The organism is Actinomadura sp. B10D3 (genome assembly GCF_039871695.1).
GTDB classification, from domain to species: Bacteria; Actinomycetota; Actinomycetes; order Streptosporangiales; family Streptosporangiaceae; genus Spirillospora; species Spirillospora madurae.
This window is the reverse complement of sequence record NZ_JBDPLY010000013.1, coordinates 114,187-131,432: the sequence shown is the minus strand read 5'-3', so window position 1 is coordinate 131,432 and position 17,246 is coordinate 114,187. Positions and strand designations below refer to the sequence as shown.

At 68.2% G+C, this 17,246-nt stretch carries 16 protein-coding genes, 14 tRNA genes and 1 pseudogene; 25 read left to right on the top strand and 6 right to left on the bottom strand.

The genetic code is table 11. The annotated features are described in order from the left end of the window. Window positions 1-2 precede the first annotated feature (2 nt). Window positions 3-1,469, top strand: a complete 1,467-nt coding sequence (locus tag ABGB11_RS20885; RefSeq protein WP_347635226.1) for an MFS transporter — start codon at window positions 3-5, stop codon at window positions 1,467-1,469. Here the strand turns inward: ABGB11_RS20885 and ABGB11_RS20880 are convergent. Further along, window positions 1,462-2,727: an MFS transporter gene (locus tag ABGB11_RS20880; RefSeq protein ID WP_347635224.1), complete on the bottom strand. Its 1,266-nt coding sequence runs from the start codon at window positions 2,725-2,727 to the stop codon at window positions 1,462-1,464. The genes ABGB11_RS20885 and ABGB11_RS20880 overlap by 8 nt on opposite strands. Next, window positions 2,706-3,875 carry a glycosyltransferase family 4 protein gene (locus ABGB11_RS20875; RefSeq protein ID WP_347635222.1) on the bottom strand — a complete coding sequence of 390 codons (1,170 nt, stop codon included), beginning with the start codon at window positions 3,873-3,875 and terminating at the stop codon, window positions 2,706-2,708. Before ABGB11_RS20875 ends, ABGB11_RS20880 begins: the two co-directional genes overlap by 22 nt. A 323-nt stretch (window positions 3,876-4,198) precedes the next feature. Here ABGB11_RS20875 and ABGB11_RS20870 point away from each other — a divergent pair, with 323 nt between their 5' ends. The 3 genes and pseudogenes from ABGB11_RS20870 to ABGB11_RS20860 all read left to right on the top strand — a co-directional run. After that, complete coding sequence (locus tag ABGB11_RS20870; RefSeq protein WP_347635220.1) at window positions 4,199-5,956, top strand: C2 family cysteine protease; 1,758 nt, start codon at window positions 4,199-4,201, stop codon at window positions 5,954-5,956. A 2-nt stretch (window positions 5,957-5,958) separates the two neighbouring features. Next, window positions 5,959-6,213: a DUF6406 domain-containing protein gene (locus ABGB11_RS20865; RefSeq protein ID WP_347635218.1), complete on the top strand. Its 255-nt coding sequence runs from the start codon at window positions 5,959-5,961 to the stop codon at window positions 6,211-6,213. Between the two features lie 175 nt (window positions 6,214-6,388). Beyond that, window positions 6,389-6,507 (top strand): annotated as a pseudogene (locus tag ABGB11_RS20860) (IS5/IS1182 family transposase); the annotation flags it as partial. 196 nt (window positions 6,508-6,703) lie between these two features. On the opposite strand, the gene ABGB11_RS20855 reads toward ABGB11_RS20860, so the two are convergent. After that, on the bottom strand, window positions 6,704-7,276 hold the full coding sequence (locus tag ABGB11_RS20855) for a GNAT family N-acetyltransferase (protein WP_347635216.1): 573 nt from the start codon (window positions 7,274-7,276) through the stop codon (window positions 6,704-6,706). A 505-nt stretch (window positions 7,277-7,781) separates the two neighbouring features. On the opposite strand from ABGB11_RS20855, the gene ABGB11_RS20850 reads away from it, so the two are divergent. The 18 genes from ABGB11_RS20850 to ABGB11_RS20765 all read left to right on the top strand — a co-directional run bounded on the left by ABGB11_RS20850 (window position 7,782) and on the right by ABGB11_RS20765 (window position 13,110). Beyond that, window positions 7,782-7,853 (top strand) — tRNA-Trp (locus ABGB11_RS20850). 160 nt (window positions 7,854-8,013) lie between these two features. After that, a tRNA-Ala gene (locus tag ABGB11_RS20845) sits at window positions 8,014-8,085 on the top strand. 57 nt (window positions 8,086-8,142) lie between these two features. After that, window positions 8,143-8,215, top strand: a tRNA-Pro gene (locus tag ABGB11_RS20840). A 34-nt stretch (window positions 8,216-8,249) separates the two neighbouring features. Next, a tRNA-Phe gene (locus ABGB11_RS20835) sits at window positions 8,250-8,321 on the top strand. Window positions 8,322-8,393: 72 nt separating this feature from the next. Continuing rightward, window positions 8,394-8,477, top strand: a tRNA-Leu gene (locus ABGB11_RS20830). Window positions 8,478-8,570: 93 nt separating this feature from the next. Next, window positions 8,571-8,643 (top strand) — tRNA-Gln (locus ABGB11_RS20825). 116 nt (window positions 8,644-8,759) lie between these two features. After that, window positions 8,760-8,833: transfer RNA gene (locus tag ABGB11_RS20820), tRNA-Gln, on the top strand. A 197-nt stretch (window positions 8,834-9,030) separates the two neighbouring features. After that, window positions 9,031-9,119, top strand: a tRNA-Ser gene (locus tag ABGB11_RS20815). A 7-nt stretch (window positions 9,120-9,126) separates the two neighbouring features. Continuing rightward, window positions 9,127-9,199: transfer RNA gene (locus ABGB11_RS20810), tRNA-Lys, on the top strand. A gap of 1 nt (window position 9,200) precedes the next feature. Further along, window positions 9,201-9,275: transfer RNA gene (locus ABGB11_RS20805), tRNA-Glu, on the top strand. 40 nt (window positions 9,276-9,315) lie between these two features. Beyond that, a tRNA-Glu gene (locus ABGB11_RS20800) sits at window positions 9,316-9,387 on the top strand. A gap of 34 nt (window positions 9,388-9,421) precedes the next feature. Beyond that, window positions 9,422-9,495: transfer RNA gene (locus ABGB11_RS20795), tRNA-Met, on the top strand. 32 nt (window positions 9,496-9,527) lie between these two features. Further along, window positions 9,528-9,601 (top strand) — tRNA-Asn (locus ABGB11_RS20790). A 7-nt stretch (window positions 9,602-9,608) separates the two neighbouring features. Next, window positions 9,609-9,681, top strand: a tRNA-Arg gene (locus ABGB11_RS20785). A gap of 115 nt (window positions 9,682-9,796) precedes the next feature. Continuing rightward, a complete protein-coding gene (locus ABGB11_RS20780; RefSeq protein ID WP_347635214.1) occupies window positions 9,797-10,666 on the top strand; it encodes an alpha/beta hydrolase in 870 nt (289 codons plus the stop codon). A gap of 55 nt (window positions 10,667-10,721) precedes the next feature. Then, window positions 10,722-10,874, top strand: a complete 153-nt coding sequence (locus ABGB11_RS20775; RefSeq protein ID WP_347635212.1) for a hypothetical protein — start codon at window positions 10,722-10,724, stop codon at window positions 10,872-10,874. Window positions 10,875-10,996: 122 nt separating this feature from the next. Beyond that, window positions 10,997-12,847 carry a hypothetical protein gene (locus ABGB11_RS20770; protein WP_347635210.1) on the top strand — a complete coding sequence of 617 codons (1,851 nt, stop codon included), beginning with the start codon at window positions 10,997-10,999 and terminating at the stop codon, window positions 12,845-12,847. 2 nt (window positions 12,848-12,849) lie between these two features. Next, entirely contained in the window at window positions 12,850-13,110 is a 261-nt protein-coding gene (locus ABGB11_RS20765) for a DUF6406 domain-containing protein (RefSeq protein WP_143118711.1), read from the top strand. 239 nt (window positions 13,111-13,349) lie between these two features. On the opposite strand, the gene ABGB11_RS20760 is transcribed toward ABGB11_RS20765, so the two are convergent. After that, window positions 13,350-13,547, bottom strand: a complete 198-nt coding sequence (locus ABGB11_RS20760; RefSeq protein WP_347635207.1) for a hypothetical protein — start codon at window positions 13,545-13,547, stop codon at window positions 13,350-13,352. A gap of 156 nt (window positions 13,548-13,703) precedes the next feature. On the opposite strand from ABGB11_RS20760, the gene ABGB11_RS20755 reads away from it, so the two are divergent. Together ABGB11_RS20755 and ABGB11_RS20750 are read left to right on the top strand one after the other, a co-directional pair. Continuing rightward, window positions 13,704-14,543 (top strand): helix-turn-helix transcriptional regulator, encoded by an 840-nt coding sequence (locus tag ABGB11_RS20755; protein WP_347635205.1) that lies wholly within the window; start codon window positions 13,704-13,706, stop codon window positions 14,541-14,543. Window positions 14,544-14,557: 14 nt separating this feature from the next. Next, complete coding sequence (locus ABGB11_RS20750) at window positions 14,558-14,743, top strand: DUF397 domain-containing protein (RefSeq protein WP_347635422.1); 186 nt, start codon at window positions 14,558-14,560, stop codon at window positions 14,741-14,743. A gap of 32 nt (window positions 14,744-14,775) precedes the next feature. Here the strand turns inward: ABGB11_RS20750 and ABGB11_RS20745 are convergent, their stop codons facing one another. Further along, on the bottom strand, window positions 14,776-15,696 hold the full coding sequence (locus ABGB11_RS20745) for a hypothetical protein (RefSeq protein WP_347635203.1): 921 nt from the start codon (window positions 15,694-15,696) through the stop codon (window positions 14,776-14,778). 44 nt (window positions 15,697-15,740) lie between these two features. Here ABGB11_RS20745 and ABGB11_RS20740 point away from each other — a divergent pair, with 44 nt between their 5' ends. Then, entirely contained in the window at window positions 15,741-16,577 is an 837-nt protein-coding gene (locus tag ABGB11_RS20740) for a 2,3,4,5-tetrahydropyridine-2,6-dicarboxylate N-succinyltransferase (RefSeq protein WP_347635201.1), read from the top strand. On the opposite strand, the gene ABGB11_RS20735 is transcribed toward ABGB11_RS20740, so the two are convergent. Then, the gene (locus ABGB11_RS20735; protein WP_347635420.1) at window positions 16,567-17,244 is read right to left on the bottom strand and encodes a 4'-phosphopantetheinyl transferase superfamily protein; all 678 of its coding nucleotides are present in this window, start codon (window positions 17,242-17,244) and stop codon (window positions 16,567-16,569) included. The genes ABGB11_RS20740 and ABGB11_RS20735 overlap by 11 nt on opposite strands. Window positions 17,245-17,246: the final 2 nt, after the last annotated feature.

Sequence of the window (17,246 nt, the reverse complement as noted above, 5' to 3'; positions counted from 1 at the left end):
CCATGACGGACTCGCAACCGTCCTTCCTCGCCACCGGGCGCGGCAAGCTGACCCTCACGCTGCTGTGCGCCATCGCGTTCCTGGACTTCATCGACGCCTCGATCGTCAACGTGGCGCTGCCCGCGATACGCACCGACCTGGACTTCTCCGTCCAGGACCTGCAGTGGGTGCCGTCCGGATACCTGCTCACCTACGGCGGGTTCATGCTGCTCGGCGGCCGTCTCGCCGACCTGCTCGGCCGCCGCCGCGTCGTGGTGACCGGCACCCTCCTGGTCATGCTCGCCTCGATGGTCGGCGGCCTCGCCACCACGTCCGGAATGCTGATCGGCGCGCGGCTCGCCCAGGGGATCGGGGCGGCGATGATGCTGCCGGGCACCCTGTCCATCCTCACCACCATGTTCAAGGAGGGCGGTGACCGCAACAAGGCGCTCGGCGTCTGGGGCGGGGTCGGCGCGGCCGCCTCCGCCGCGGGCGTGCTGCTCGGCGGGCTCCTCACCGACGGGCCCGGCTGGCGCTGGGTGATGCTGGTGAACGCGCCCGTCTGCGTCCTGGTGATCGCCGGGCTGTTCCTGCTGGTCGAGGGCGACCGGCGCAGCGCCCGCCTGGCGAACTTCGACGTCCTCGGCACCGTGCTGGTCACCGGCGGGATGCTGCTGCTCGTCTTCACCCTGGTCAAGGCGCCGGAGGTCGGCTGGGACGCGGCCCGCACGATCGGCGGCCTGGCCGGCGCCGCCGTCGTCCTGCTGGCGTTCGCGCTCAACGAGCAGCGCAACCGCAATCCGCTGCTGCCGCTGTCGATCTTCCGGATCCGGGGCCTCGCGGCGGCGGACGTCACCCAGCTCGTCGCGCTCGCCGGGTTCCTGTCGATGTTCTTCTTCCTCAGCCTCTACATGGTGAACGTCCTCGGCTACTCGCCGCTGGAGACCGGCTCCGCCTACCTCCCGCTCTGCCTCGGCGTCGGCATCGCCGCGGGCGGATCGTCCCAGCTCATCCCGCGCATCGGCACCCGGCCGCTGATGATCGCCGGGCTGCTCATCGCCGCGGCCGGCCTCTACTGGCTGTCGCGCATCCCCGTCGACGGCCACTACCTCACCGACCTGCTGCCCGGCCTGATGGTCACCTCCTTCGGGCTCGGCTTCACGTTCGTGGCCGTCACCACCGCGGCCAACGCCAACGTCCCGCCGGACAAGGCCGGCCTCGCCGCGGCGCTCCTCAACGCCTCGCAGCAGATCGGCGGCGCGCTCGGCCTGGCGATCTTCTCCGCGCTCGCCACCGCCCGCACCGACGACCTGCTCGCCGGCCGGACGCCGGTGCCCGAGGCGCTCACCGCGGGCTTCTCCCGGGCCCTGCTGGCCGGCGCCTGCTTCCTGGTCGGCGCCGCGGTCGTCGCCCTGTGGGCCGCCGACAGCAGGGGAGAGGCGTCCGCCGCGGAGGCGGTGGCGGAGACCGACCCCGTCCCGGTCAGGTAGACGACACCCGCGCGGCGTCCGGGGCACGGATCAGGAACGTCCCCAGCAGGACGATCAGCCCGGACGCCGCCAGCACGAACTGGCCCGGGGCCATGCCGAGCGGGGACGCGCCGGCCTGCCGCAGGAGGTCGGCCGCGCCCCCCGCCAGCAGCGCCGCCAGCGCCAGCCCGAACCGCAGCACGGCGTGGAACGCCGTGAGCGCCAGGTTCCGCTCCACCCCGCCGAGCGCCTCCTGGAAGAACGTGATCCCGCCGACCAGCGCGCTCGTCGCCGCGGCACCGAACACCACCGCCCCGACGAACGACCACACCGGCGACCCGAGGCCCCCCATCAGCGCGATCACGATGCCCTGCGCCGCCGTCCCCGCCCGGACCTGCGTCAAGAGGTTCCCCGCCTTGCGGTGGATCAGCAGCAGGCCGGCGATGGCGCCCACCCCGAACAGCACCACCAGGGCACCGAAACCGACCGCCCCCGCACCCAGGACGTTCCGCACGAACACCACGCCCAGCGAGAACAGCGCGCCCAGCCCCAGCGCCACGACCGCGACGCCCGGCAGCACCCCCCGCACCACCGGAAGCCGCAGCGCCGCGAGGAACCCGGCGTGCGGCGCCTCCCGCGCGGTCTCCCGCCGCTCGCCGGGCCCCGGCCCGAGATCAGGGATGGACCGGATGGCGACGTACGACACCAGATAGGTGGCCGCGTTCAGCCAGAACACCAGCACGTACCGCCAGCTGCCCTCCCAGCCGGCGGTGTTCGACATCCACAGCAGCAGCCCGAACGCCCCCGCGCCCACCGGGATCATCCCGTACGACGTCGCCATCGTGATGCCGTTGGCGATCTCCAGCGTGGCGGTGTCGTGCTTCTCCTCGTCGTCCTCGATGAGGAACGGCACGGCCGCGTCCCGGGCCGGCAGGAACACCAGGCCCACCACCTCGATCAGGAACGCCCAGAAGTACACCCACACCAGCCACGGCACGACCGGCAGCGCCAGCGCCATGAACGTCCTGATCATGTCCGACCACAGCATCACGCTGCGCCGCCGCCACCGCGTCACCACCCGCGCCGCGACCGGCGCCCCCAGCGCCGACGGGAGGAGCCTCAGAACCAGCACGCCGCCGACCGCCGTCGTGGAGCCGCTCAGCTCCAGGACGAAGTACATCAGCGCCAGCGTGCCCATCCAGTCCCCGAACGAGGAGACCGTCTGCCCGAAGATGAGCCGCCGGAAGTCGCGCTTGTTCAGCTGCTCCTTGAGTCCCATGCGGGCTCCATCCCCGGGGTGTCGTGCGGCGCGGCGAGGGCGGAGCCGTTCAGCAGGCCGGCGAGCCGGGCCGCGGCGGCGTCCCAGCTCCAGCGCTCGCACGTCCACCGCCGCCCGGCGGCGCCCATCGCGGCGGCGCGGTGGGGTGACGCGAGCAGCCGGTGCAGGGTGAGCGCCAGCTCGTCCGGACCGGACGCGTCGAGCAGCACGCCCGTCCGGCCGTCGACCAGCGACTCGGGACTGCCGCCGGACCGCCCGACCACGACCGGCAGCCCCGCCGCCGACGCCTCCAGCACCGACAGGCCGAGCCCCTCGGTCTGCAGCCCCCGCCGGTCATCACGGCACGGCAGGGCGAACACGTCGGCGGCCGCGTAGTAGCGGGGCAGGTCGACGGCGGACACGGGCCCGGTCAGCGTGACCGTCCCGGGCGCCTCCTGGTCCGCCAGCTCGGCGAGCCTCCGCCGCATCGGACCGCCCCCGACGATCACCAGCCGGGCGTCCGGCCGCCTGCGCACCACCTCGGCCCACGCCCGGATCAGCATGTCGTGCCCCTTGCGCCGGACGAGCCGCGCGACGCTCAGCACCACCGGCCCCGTCCCGAGCCCGTGCCTCCGGCGCACCGACGACCCGTCCATGTCGGGCCGGAACCGCAGCGTGTCCACCGCCCCGGCGAGCCGCACCAGCCGCACCCTGTCGCCGACGGCGTCCGCCAGCTCCGGCAGCGTCGTCGCGCTGAGATGCGTCAGCACGTCGAACGACCGCGCCACCGCCCGCAGCGCCGCCCGCGTCGGCGGCGCCCGCAGCCACCCCAGCTCCTGCCCGTGCGCCGACCCGACCAGCCGCCGCACCCCCGCCGCCCGCACCATCGGCCCGTACAGCCCGAACGGCGCCACCGCCGTGATCCACCCGGCCTCCAGCCGATGCCGGACGACGAGCCCCCGCAGCCCCCGGAACAGCAGGTATCCGTGCCGCCGGACCACGGGAAACCCCAGCCCCGCGTCGAACTCCGCGGCCCCCGGCCACGCGGGCGCCACGACGACCAGCCGGTCGGCGGGCAGCCGCCGCACCAGCTCCCACGTGAACGTCTGCACCCCTCCGGGCTCCGGCGGAAAGTGCCCGCTCACGACCAACGTCCGCGGGATCTCCATGCCGACACGATTTCCCAGCAGAACGCGTCCCAACCAACCCCTTGCCCGCCCAGAGAACCCCCGGCAAACGGCATTTACCCGCCCCTGACCAGCAGTTTCAGAAAAGGCCGGTCCCTTTGACGCCGAAGTTGCCGGACGACCACCGCCCACTGGCAGACCACGCCCCGCCCTGGCAGTGCCCCGCCGTTCACTCCACCATCGACGAAACGTGCAATCGGCGAGCAAACACGCTTTCATGGACGGCGGCCCCCCAGCCGCCGGACACGTCCGGCTCGCGCCAGGAGACGGGCCACGTGCCGGGCTCATCTGCGAAAGGCCGAAGCGTGGGCGTGGAGCATCCCACCGGAACCGACACCAAGCTCGTGAAGCCGGACCACCCCAAGCCCCCGGCACCCCCACCCGACAACCCAGGCTCTCCTGGCCAACCGTCCCGCACAGAGAGCCGATCCCGCTCCCAAGAACCCGCCTCGGCTCAGCCCGACCGCGACCAGAAGACGGACGCCAGTGAGCCCGAGGCCAAAGACAAGCCGCAGACAGCCGGGAACAGCCCAGCCGAACAGGACGAACCCACCGACAGCTCCACGTCCGCGAAGCCCCAGCACACGCTGCCGCCCGACAACCCGGGCTCCCCGTCCCAGCCGTCCCGCCTGGAAAGCCTCGCCCGAGCCCGCGAACCCGTCCACCAGAACGAGCCACAACACACCGAGCCCGAGGACAACGGCACCCCACCAACCGAAGAGCGCAAGCCGCACTCCGAGGCCAAGCCAACGGCGGAGGACGGCAGGAGCGCCGCCGGCGAGAAACCGGAAGCCGCCGACGAGTCCGTATCGCCAGGGCAGAAGTACACCTTGCCGTCTGACAACCCGGGCTCCCCGTCCCAGCCGTCCCGCCTGGAAAGCCTCGCCCGAGCCCGCGAACCCGTCCAGCAAGAGAACGACAACTCTAAACCGGAGGATGCGGACGGGGCTGAGCCCACTGGGACGGAGCCGCAGGACGCCCCGAAGCCCGCCGACACCATCCCGGACGACCTGGACAGAAGGATCTCGGGCGACGGTCCGCCCGACGACAACTGGAGCGCGGCCGACGTCGACGAGGACGAACTCGAACGCGGCATCGCCGACCGCCTGAAGCAGGTTGCCGTCAAGCTGGACCTACGTCGTGAGCCGAAAGAACTGGCAGGCACGGTCGACCACCCGGACTTCCAGGACCCCAAGGAGGATCCCAAGAACATCCCCGACCGGTATGGCACTCCGCTCGATCGCCCTGATGGGAGTCGAACGCCTCTCTTCGATGGACGACCAAAGCGTGAACAGGTAGAACAGGGAGCGCTCGGCGACTGTGGCGTCATTGCCACTCTGGGCGCGGTCGCTGGACATCATCCCGAGGCCATCCGTGACTGTGTACGAGAAACCGATGACGGGAACTACCAGGTTCGCCTGCACGAGGCGAAGTATTCGACGTCGAAACAACGTTACGAACCTACCGGACGGCCCATCACGCTAACGGTCACCCCAGATCTGCCGATCGATGATGAGTATCCAGGCGTGCCTGCATTCGCCGATGACCCCTCGTCTGGCGCAGCCTGGTTGTCGGTACTAGAGAAGGCGATTGCCGGGATGGATCAGACTTGGCCTGCCAGGCGTCGTCGCCTCGCGACCGAGCTCTGGAACGTGCGAGGAAATACCGGGGACGCACCGACTGGTTATGTAAGGCTGAATCAGGGGAGCAACCCGGCGGAACGGGCCGAACTGCTCACGCAACTCACTGGCCGTCCGGCCAAGACGGTCCAGTTTCCCGCCGACTACGATAACCAAGGGCGCACTGCGGATCAGAGGCTCCACGACGAGATCGTCGATCAGCTCTCCCAGAACAAGCCTGTGATAGTCGGTACCCGGACACCACTCAAGGGTGAGCCGCCGCTTCCGGGGAAGCTTATTAAGGGGCACGCCTACGAGGTCATCAAAGTAGACGATCAGGGTAGGCTCCACCTACGCAATCCCTGGAACGACCGCCATCCCGAACCGATGAATATTCGAGAGTTCAGAGCCGGAATCCGGCCCCGTTACAGCACATTGGAGTGACATTGGGAAGAGAGATCGGCCTGCAGCAGGGCACTCAGGCTCGTCTTGATGCGGGGATGAAGATAGGACTGGTCGACGTCATCGAGGGGGAGGGTGATGGTCTGCCTTCCGTTATTCTGTTTGTAAAGGACGATGGCGAGCGTGACGTGACCCTCTGCCCCGGGGACACGTTTTCGATCGGTGACCAGACTTGGGCGCTCGAGAGGGTGAACTTCGGTGGGACGAGGCCGGGCGCCGTATTCAGCCGGCTCGAGTAGTGGTCGCTGATTTCGTCGCCGGGGCGGCATTGCGCGGAGCCTCCGAGGTCATTGCCCAGTTCGCCGAACTCGCGCCCTGCGCGAGGCGATGCGGACCGCGCAGCGTTCCTGATCCTGGGCGGCACTCTCGCGAAGACCGACCGGCGGTCGGGCGCAGACGCTGCACAGCTCGGGCGAGCACCATTGGCATGGGGTGAACGTTCAGTTCCTGACCGAGGGCTGATCTGGGGCCGCTCAGCTGCACTGCCCGGCTCAACGCGTGATCTGACCGCCGCCCGCGTGCACGGCATCATCGACGCGTTCACCAGCCGTGCGATCGCCTGCTATGCCGACAAGGCCTTTGCTCCGGAGCCGGCGGCGAGATCGCTTCTACAAGCGCAGGTAGCACCGCAAGCTTGGCAAACGCAGAAGCTGTGCAACCTGCCCGGACTGCGGTGCGTCAGGTCGGTGAGGTCGTGTCAGGTCTCCTGAGGCCGGGAAGCGGGGAGGTTTATCGCTCGGGCCATTCTTCGGCCAGGAGCGCGTATGAGAGACCGTCGAGCCAGCCCTTGGTGCGGTGGAGGGACTCTCTCACCGTGTGCTGTTCGCGGCGCATCCCAACCCGCTCCATCAGCCGCCACGAAGCCTCGTTGTCGTAGAAGCACTCCGCGTGCAGGCGGCGCAGACCGAGACGACGGAAGGACACCTCGATGAGGGCGCCTACCGCTTCCGTGGCGTAGCCCTTGCCGCCGTAAGAGGGGTCCAACGTCCAGCCGAGCTCTCCTTGGACGCCTTTCGCCTGGTCGGCGACCTCCTCCTGGGCCCAGGCGTCGTGGACGTGCAGCGTCAGGTCGCCGATCACCCGGCCGTCCAGTTCGATGACGAGCAGGTCTGCGAGCCGCTCCCCGCGGAGAAAGCGCTCACGGTAGTCGTCGTACGTCGTAGTGGCGGCCGTGACCCATTCGTGGACCTCCGGCAGTTGCCGGAAGGTCCAGGTCGCGTCCAGGTCGCCCGGGGTAGCCCGCCGCAACAGCAGTCGGTCGGTGGCGACCGGCCAGTCCAGCGTGTCAAGAGGGTGGCGCATGGGCTCCATGCTTACAGGTAGGTGTGGTGACACACAAAACGGATAACTGCCATGTCCCCGACAGCGACGCGGGCGATCGCCCTACGCGACTTGCCTCAGCCGATCGTGGTGGTGGGCGGGGTGTGGGTGCAGCTGTGCCCGCCACAGGCCGCTGAGGGACGGGCTTCGAGGCGGCCTGGAACCGAGTGCCATCTCTGAGGGACTAACAGGGCGAGTGGTCCTGGTGGGGCACAGGCGGGGTTTCGGCAGATGCCCAGGTCACGAGGGTAGGGAAAAAGTCGTTGACGGGTCGGGGCCCTGTGCCCTTTCATGTATATAGACGTTGAGAAGAGAGCGGGAAGGGACGAAACAAGGTGATCAAGTTGACCGCCGAACCGACGCTGTGGAACCGCGCGTTCCAACGGCGTGGCGGTTGCGTCATCTCCGGAGTCGCTTCTGGATAGGGACATTCACGGTTCCTTCAGAGGCCGCCCCGGGGAGACGTTCCCGGGGCGGTCTCTTTCATGTGGGTGAGCCAACGGTTAGGCGGCCGGTCTCCAAAACCGGCGGGATGCAGGTTCGAATCCTGTCACCCATGCGACCCCCGCTTACGAGCGGCGGACTCGTCCGTATTGACAACTCCACAGTGGAGAACGCAAAGCTGGGAACACTTCCGTTCCCAGTCCGATGTCGGCCGTACCTCGGGGTGCGGCTGACGTCGGCAGACCTTGCGCCTCTCGCTTTGCGAGAGGTGCCATGGGCCGGTAGTGATAATGGCATCACGCCTGTTTTGCACACAGGAATTCCGGGTTCGAATCCCGGTTGGTCCACGTCAGGGGATCGCGTTGGGTCGGTGGGCCCGGGCTCCGCGCAGCGAGACCCCGCAACGGGATGAAGGGGATGTGGTGCCCCGCCTGCCTTGGGAGCAGGAGACACGCGGTTCGAGTCCGTGCGTCCCGACGGAGCGGCCACGAAGTCACTGGCCGGCTGGCACGGTCCTTTAGCTCATGTAGTAGAGCACCGGAGTGAAGACCCGGAGGACGGGGTGCGAACCCCTGGGGGACCACGATGCCGCGGACACCGCGTGATGCTCACGCGGAGATAGTTCGATCGGATAGAGCGTCGGCATGAAACCCGCGCGGGAGTGGCGAAATAGCGAGACGCACCGGGCCCAAACCCCGGCGAGCAGCAGCTCATGCAGGTTCGACTCCTGTCTCCCGTACTCGGCGACCACGGGCAGCCTGGCTGGTATCCCAGGAGCCAGACCAGGCTCCCCACCTTCCTTCGACCGGGCCGACGCCCTCATTCATCGCGATGCCGGATCGTCTAATCGGTAGGACACCCGCCTCTGGAGCGGGCAGTTGCAGGTTCGAATCCTGCTCCGGCAGCTCAGCACCATGCCGCCGCGCACGGCTTGCGGCCCCGCCTTCGTACGGCGGGCGGCCCGGTCCGACACCGGGCGGCGGCTCGCGGCGACATGACGTCCCGGCCGGAGGCTCAACGGTCCGGGAAGCCGCGACGGTGTCGGCAGCGTGACTTTGGATCACGTGCTCGCAGGTTCGACTCCTGCTCCCGGAGCGCATCAGGCCCTCGAAGTCCCCGAGGTGGGGACACAGAGGTGCCTGGGTCAGGTCCAGGAGGTTCAGGGTTCGAATCCCTGGGACGGTACGCAGCACCATGTCAGGGAAAGCGTCCGGTCGGTCGAGGAGCGCCGTTGGAAGCGGCGTACGCGGTGACACGCCGCGGCGGGGTTCGAATCCCCGGCTTTCCGCCCTGGAGGAGCAAGCCGATCGGTGACGGCGCTCGTCTCGAAAACGAGTGAGCGGTGAAGGCCGCCTTATGGGTTCGACTCCCCTCTCCTCCGCGTTCTCGCCGCTCGCGCCTGTTGGGACGGGCACCGGTCTCTTACGCCGGGGTGAAGGGGTTCGAATCCTCTGGGCGGCACGGCCCGTTGGTCTAGCCAGGTAAGGACGTCCGGTTCTCAGCCGGAAGGACGTCGGTTCGAATCCGACACGGGCTACATGGACTGACCAGCAAGACGGCATGCGTTGCTTGCCGATGGCCCCGTCGACCATGGGTTAGGTTGCGAGGTTTTCACCCTCGCGGAGCGGGTTCGAGTCCCGCCGGGGCTACCTGCCGCGCCCGTCGAGAGACGGGACGCGCGGTGCGGAGTGGACTGGAGGTGGTTCCAGCCGGGCCTCATAAGCCCTGCGACGCGGGTTCGACTCCCGCCTCCGCTACTGAAATCGCCGACCTGGCGAGTCATCGCCGATCCGGTGTCGCCCAGTCCGGCAGGGCAGCGGGCTGTTAACCCGTCAAGCGCAGGTTCGAATCCTGCCACCGGAGCCCGCAAACCCTCTTAGCTCAGGGGACAGAGCGCCCGGCTCCGGACCGGGAGGCCGTAGGTTCGATTCCTGCAGGGGGTACGTGGCGTCGATCGTGATGTCGGCCTGAGTCCGGAAACGTTCTCCACTGTGGAGTCTGCACGTGCAGGCCGAGTCGTCTTGCGGTGGCACGATGCCCTCCGCTGATCCTGCTTGTGTGGATTGGGAGGTCGAGATGACAGCAGCAGTGGTGCCTTCGCGGAGTGGTCATCTGCCGGTCAATGGCTTGAGCCTCTACTACGAGGTGTATGGCGACCTCGGGGATGCGGGAAGTGCTCCGTTGCTGCTCATTCCGGGCTCGTTCATGGCCACTGACCCGATGAGGTCGTGGGTGTCTGCCTTCGTGGGCGAGCGTGTTGTGATCGTCTTCGATCAGCAAGGGCACGGGCGCACTCCGGATACGTCCCGCAGGATGTCCTACGAGCAGTTCGGTGACGATGCCGCGGCGCTGCTCCGCGCGTTGAACGTGGAGCGCGCGGACGTGATGGGCTACTCGCAAGGCGGCGGGGTCGCGCTACAGCTCGCACTTCGTCACCCGTCGCTCGTCAACAAGCTGGTCTCGCTGTCCGCCACCTACCGTCAGGACGGCTGGTACCCGTCGGTGATGGAGGCCATCGCGGATCTCGATGCCACGGCGTTCGCCGGTACGCCCGTCGAGGAGGCGTTCATGCGGCACACGCCGGACCGCGCGGCGTTCGACGCCTATGTGGAGAAGATGAAGGTCCTGGGCATCGAAGACCAGAACATCAGCGACGCGGAGATGCGTTCGATATCCGCGAAGGCGCTGGTCGTCGTCGGTGACGCGGATGCCGTGAAGCTGGAGCACGCTCTGGCGATGTTCGAGCTGCTCGGCGGCGGTGATGAGGAGGCCGCAGCGTCGGGGACGTTGCGGGATGCTCCGGCCGCGCGACTGGTGATCCTGCCGGCGACATCGCACATCGGGGTCTTCGGGCAGTCGGCGGTCCTGGCGCCGATGGTGACCGCGTTCCTCGACGACGTGATTCCGCCGACCCCGTCCCTCTTCTGAGGTCGGGTGCGGTGAGTCGCTCACGCGATGACCCCGTCATGGATACGGTGCGTCCGTGAGTGGCGGTGACCAGCCGAATCTGGATGGCTGGGCGCTTGATCTCCTCTACGGGATCGACCTGAGGGCGGGGCCCGGAGGGCCTTACCTGCACGACGACGAGCAGGTGCAGGGGTGGAGCGAAGAGCTGAGGCGGCGCCGCGTCGGGTGACGCACCGCGACTGTCCTGTCCTTGCCCGCCGGTTGCCGCCAGGTTGTCCGGCTATGGCAGAGCGGGTGCATGAGATCGATGACGACGAGGGTCGACGGCTCTGCGGATGATCCGCCGGGTTCTTGGACCACGTCATCGTCATCGAGACGGCATGGTCGCGTGCCTTGACGCTGCGCACTCTGCGGTGTCCACGCGGAACGCACGCTGATCAGCGAAACGTGCAATTTCCAAGCTTTCACGCTTTTATGATCGGCGATGTGGCCGGACGCCCGCCCGCGCTTCACCGGGCACTGCCGGTTCGTGAGAACGAGGCGAGGCTGGCCGTCGCCGGGGATCAACTGCGGAAGGGGCGAAGCGTAGGCATGGACCGTCCCAACGGGACCGACGCCAAGGTTGAGAATGCCGACCAGCCCGAACCGCCTGGCAAGCCGCCCGCGCCTCCGCCTGATAAACCCGGGTCGCCCGGTCAGCCGTCCCGCCTGGAGAGCCTCGCTCGTGCCCGCCAACCCGTCCAGGAAGAGGACGGGACGCAAAAGACCGAGGACAATGACAGCAGCGCCGGGCCCGCTGGTGAACGTCGCTACAAACCGGCACAGGCCGGGAGTGGCGAGATGAAGACGGACGGTTCAGGTGAGCCAGAGCCCGCGTCCGAGGGTGAGAAGCAAGACGCCGTCAAGACGCTGAGGAACGACGGTGAGCGCGGCGCCGGAAAGAAATCCGATGCGGGCGGCGAGGACGCATCAGATGAGCAGCCGTCCACGTCACGGGCCGACACCTCTGGCTCTCCCAGCAAGGAGTCGCGGTCGGAGAGCCTTGCCCGAGCCCGGGAGCCCGTCGGGCGAGAAGGCGGGCCGCAGGAGCCTGATGAGGTCATGGCGCCTGCTGAGGGCGGCGGCATCGCCGCCAACACTCCGGACGACTTTGACAGAAGGATCCCGGGCGATGGACCTGCCGACGACGACGGGCGCATGGCCGAGTCCGACGAAGTCGCTCTCGAACGCGGTATATCGGATCGGCTGAAGCAGATCGCCGCCAAGTTGGAATTGAGTGATAAACACAAAGAGTTGGCAGGTACGGTCGACCGGCCAGACTTTCAGGATCCCAAGGGGGATCCACTTCTGACTCCCGATCGTTACGGCGCGCCGCTGGAGCGTGCCGATGGTACTCGTACACCGCTCTTCAAGGGAGAGCCCACGCGTGAACAGACGCAGCAGGGGACGCTCGGTGACTGCGGCATCATTTCCACATTGGGGGCCGTCGCCGGACACAGTCCCGAGGCGATCCGCGACTGCGTTCGGGAAACCGACGACGGCAACTATGAGGTGAGTTTGCACGAGGCGGAGTACTCGCCTTCGAAGCAGTGCTATGTGCCGACCGGACGCCCGATCACTTTGACGGTCACCCCCGAACTCCCGATCAAAGATCAAGAACCCGATACGCCTTCTTTCGCCAGGACGACTTCGGCAGGTGTGGCTTGGGTGCCGGTGCTGGAGAAGGCGATCGCGGGGGCGGACCAGACCTGGAGCGCCCGGCGCCAGGCACGGGCGACCGAACTCTGGAACGTCCAGGGTCATCCCGGGGATGCGCCGACAGGCTATGTGCGACTGAATCAGGGCACTAACCCTGGCGAGCGCGCCGAACTGCTCACGCAACTCACTGGACGTCCCGCCAAGACGGTACGATTCCCTAGCGGATACGACAACCAAGGCCGTAGTGCGGACCGTCGACTCCGGGACGAGATCGCGGGGCAACTCTCCCGGAACAAGCCGATACTGGTCGGAACTCGAGAGCTGCTTGAAGGTGAATCAGCGCTTCCCGCAAAGCTCGTTGCTAACCATGCCTACGAGGTGACCAGGATCGACGATCAGGGGCGGCTGCACCTGCGCAATCCTTGGAACGAGAGGCATCCCGAGCCCTTGTCTCTCCAGGAATTCAAGACTGCAATACGACCTCGCTACACCACACTGGAGTAACTATGGCGCTAGAAGAGATTGGTGTACAGCAGGGAACCCTGGCTGAACTTGACTCGGACATGAAGATAGGCTTGGTTTATGCCCGCGAAGCACGTGACGACGTACCTCCAGAGATCGTCCTTTTCATCAAGGACGACGGCGAACGTGACGTGACCCTGCACCCGGGGGATACGTTCCCCATCGGCGAACAGACATGGCGGTTCGACCGTGTCGTGAAAGCCGGAGGGAACAGGCTGGGAGCCGTGTTCGCGCGGATCGAATAGGGCATCCAGTGCATTGAGCCTCTTGTGTCACGCCCCGGTCCTCTGTCGCCCTGATAGCGTGCGGTCGCGCGCCGCCGACGTTGTGGCCAGGGGAGTGAGTCTCTGGGCGAGGAGTTCCGGGGACGGGGCTTCGATCAGGCTGTCCGGACGGCCGGGGACATAGGCCCACCATGACCGGGTGTAGAGCCCGTACCAGACTTGCAAGCCGGGGATCCAGCACTTCAGGCCAGCAGCGGGGTTCATCGGGTCAGTACCCCGCCGTTCGGCTGGACGGCCAGCGCCGCGCGCAGCTCGTCCTCGGAATCCGCGATGACGGTCGGGGGCAGTGTCGACCTCGGGTCACGCCGGACGGCGCCCCAATACGCACCTTCGCGGGACACCCACACCATCCACGCGGGGAAGTCCTGTTCGATCCCGGCCGTTCTCGCGTTCTTCATCGGGTGACCTGCCCCTTCGCGGCCGAGCGGTTTCGGCCTTCGTCTCCAGTTCATGAGACAGGCTGCTGTCAGTTGATTACTGTCGGCTACGAAGCTGCTTTAACCGGACATCCACCCCCGACGTCCCCTGTCAACCGAGTGCCGGAGGCCCCCGCCATGGCCAGCGACCAGCGTGATCCCGACGCCCTGCGCGTCCATTTCGGCGAGGAGCTACGGCGGATGCGCATGCGCGCGAAGCTGTCCCAGAGCCAACTCGCCAGTGCCCTTGGCTGCACGCCGCAGTGGATCTGCCAACTGGAGAAGGCGGACAAGACCGTCTCCGAGCAGACGGCCCTTGACCTGGACACACACTTCAAGACGGACGGTTGGGAGCACGAGGAGGGCCACTTCCTCCGCATCTACACCACGATCCGCCGCGCCGGCCGCCACCGTGCCTTGCTGCCTGGTTTTGATGCCTACCTACACCACGAGAGCAGGGCCATCGGTATCCGATGCTTTGCCGCACAGGTCGTTCCCGGCCTGCTCCAGACGGAGAGCTACGCCAGAGGACTCATGATGCCGGGAGAGTCGGCGGAAACCCTGGAGACTCGTGTCACTGGACGGATGGAGCGGCAAGCCATCCTCACGCGCCAAAACCCGCCGATGACGATATTTGTGCTGGATGAATCGGTACTGCATCGTCCAGTTGGGGGCTCCAAAGCCATGGCGGAGCAACTCGATCACCTCATCGGGCTTGAGCAGTCCCTTCACGTGGACTTGCGCGTGTTGCCATACGGCAGGGTCTCGCCAGCCGGGCTGGAGGGAAGTTTCATACTCCTCAGCTTCGTCCAAGACGTTGACCTCATGTACATCGAGGCCGCTGGTGTGAGCCAACTGATCGAGGGCAGGAGCACGACTTTCAAGGCCGGGGTACGGTTCTCGTTGGTGATGGGGGAATCCCTCTCCTGCACCGAAACCTTCGAACTTCTGAACCGCGTTCGTGAGGAGTACTCGTGAAGCACCTGGAGCCTATGGTCCCGCAATGGCGTAAGAGCAGCTACAGCGGCGGTTCAGGCGGCGAGTGCGTGGAGATGGCGATGATGCAGCAGTGCATCCTCATCCGGGACTCCAAGGATCCGGACGGTCCGGTCATCTGTCTTGAGCTTGCGGCGGCTCGTGGCTTGGTGAGGCGCGTGCGTCAGGCGTCCCAGAGGTAGCCCTCTGGCGGACGGGTTCTCGCGGCGCGGGGTTACTTGATGATGACGTTGTCTTTGGGGGCGTCCTTGTCTTCGGTCCAGCCGTCGTGGCCGGCCTTGGACTGCCAGTGCTTGCCCGCGTGGCGGACTTCGGTGAGGCCGTAGGTCTGGGCGTGGGTGACGGCCCAGGTGGCGACCGCCCAGCCCACGCGGGGGTTCGTCACCTTGACGGCGTTCCAGGAGTCCGGACGGGACGGGGCGTTCGCGGTGAGGGGGCCCGGGCCGCCTACGCGCAGGCGGCTGCCGAAGGCGCGGCGCATCTCGCGGAGGGCCTCCGGGCGGCGGGACGCGGTCTTCTCGTCCGGCGGGTACCAGCAGCGGGCCGTGGCGGGCTCGCGGCCGGTGAAGGCCGTCGCCAGGAGCTTGCCGTCCGGTTCGTGCTGCGCGTAGGCGTCGCCGTCGGCGCTGCGCTGGACGAGCTGGGCCGCGTCGTGCAGGTCGCGGTCGAGGTAGCCCTTCACCTTGACGAGCGCGTCGAAGAACTTGCTGGTCGACTGGACGGGGTCGCGGAGCTTGTCGGGGGTGCCCCAGCCCTGGGACGGGCGCTGCTGGAACATGCCCACCGAGTCGCGGTCGCCGCCCGGCAGGTTGTGGATGTGCGACTCCTGGATCGCGGTCGCGTAGGCGATCACGGCGGCCCGCTCGGGGAGCCGCTTGCGGAACGCGACGGCGGCGATCGTCGCGGCGTTCGCGCCCTGTTCGAGGTCGAGCGGCATCTTGCCCAGGCTCGTCTGGACCTCGCAGCCCGAGCCGTGCAGGTACGGGCGCGCGCGGTCGAACGCGATGTAGGTGCCGACGCCCAGGACCAGCAGGACGGTGACGACCGCGCCCACCGCCCACCACCGGCCGCGGTGGCTCCCGCCACCGTCCGTCCCCTCCTCGGGACGCGGCCTCTTCCTCGCCCAAACAGCCACGCGAAGACGGTACCGGGAGATCGGCCCCACTAAGCTCAGGTGGCATGACCGAAACGTTCACCAGCCCGATCTCCGGCGACATCGACGAGCTGTGGGAGCGGCGCGCCGACCTGACGCCGGACGACGCCGGGGCGCGCGCGGCCATCGTGGCCGCCGTCGACCAGATCGACTCCGGCGAGGCCCGCGTCGCCCGCATCGACCCCGCGACCGACGAGGTGCTCGTCGACGAGCGGGCCAAGCGGGCGATCCTGCTGAGCTTCAAGGTGCTCGGCATGGCGCGCTCTCAGGTGGGCGACTTCCGGTACCACGACCGCATCCCGCTGAAGACGCGGCTGGACGGCGTCCGCGTCGTGCCCGGCGCCATCGCCCGCTGGGGGGCCTACCTGGCGCCCGGCGTGGTGCTGATGCCGTCGTTCACCAACATCGGCGCCTACGTCGATTCCGGGACGATGGTCGACACGTGGGCGACCGTCGGGTCCTGCGCGCAGGTCGGCAAGAACGTGCACCTGTCCGGCGGTGTCGGCATCGGCGGGGTGCTGGAGCCCCCGAACGCCAAGCCGGTGGTCATCGAGGACGAGGCGATGATCGGCAGCCGCTCGATGATCGTCGAGGGGGCGCGGGTCGGGCGCGGCGCGGTCGTCGGGTCCGGGACGAACCTGTCGGCGTCCATGCCGGTCATCGACGTGGAGACGGGCGAGGAGATCAGCCGCGGCCGCATCCCCGACTGGTGCGTCGCCGTCGGCGGCACCCGCTACAAGGAGTTCAAGGGCGGCACGTTCGGGCTGCCCGCGGTGCTGATCCTCAAGCGCCTGGAGGAGGGGCAGCGCCACGACAAGGCGTCCCTGAACGACATCCTGCGCGACCACGGCATCAACACATGACCTCGGTGACCTTGAGGGGCCGGTCGGTGAGGACGGCCGCCGCGGCGGCGTAGCCGGGGCCCGGGGTGAGGTCGGTGAGGCGGACGGGGGAGACCGCCGCCTCGCCGTCCCACGCGACGACCGCGGCGGGCTCGTCGGGCGCCGAGACGTGGATGGACGTCATCGGGGCGGCCAGGCCGTGGCCCGTCGCCTTCAGCAGGGCCTCCTTGCGGCTCCAGTAGGTGTGGAAGCCGCGCCTGCGGTCGTCCATCGCGGTGAGGGCGTCGCGTTCGGCGGCGGTCAGGACCATCTCGGCGAGCCGGTCGATGTCGCGGTCGCTCTCGCGTTCCACGTCCACGCCGACCTCGGCGCCCTCGGCGAGGACGAGGACGACGCGGTCGCCGGAGTGGGACAGGGAGAAGTCGAGGTCGCTGCCCGGCAGGCGGGGCTTGCCGTGCGTGCCGCCGCAGTGCGGGCAGCCGGTGGTGAAGCGGATGCTCTCCGGGGCCAGGCCCGCCGCCCCGGCGAGGACGGTGCGGGCCAGATGGCGGCCGGTGACGAAGCGGGCCTTGTCCTCGGCGCGCAGGAAGCGGTCGTAGCGGACGCGTTCCCCCTCGTCCAGGAGGGCGCGCATCTCGGGCTCGTCGACGGGACGCGCCCAGTGGACGGCGCATTCCAGCACAGGCATCT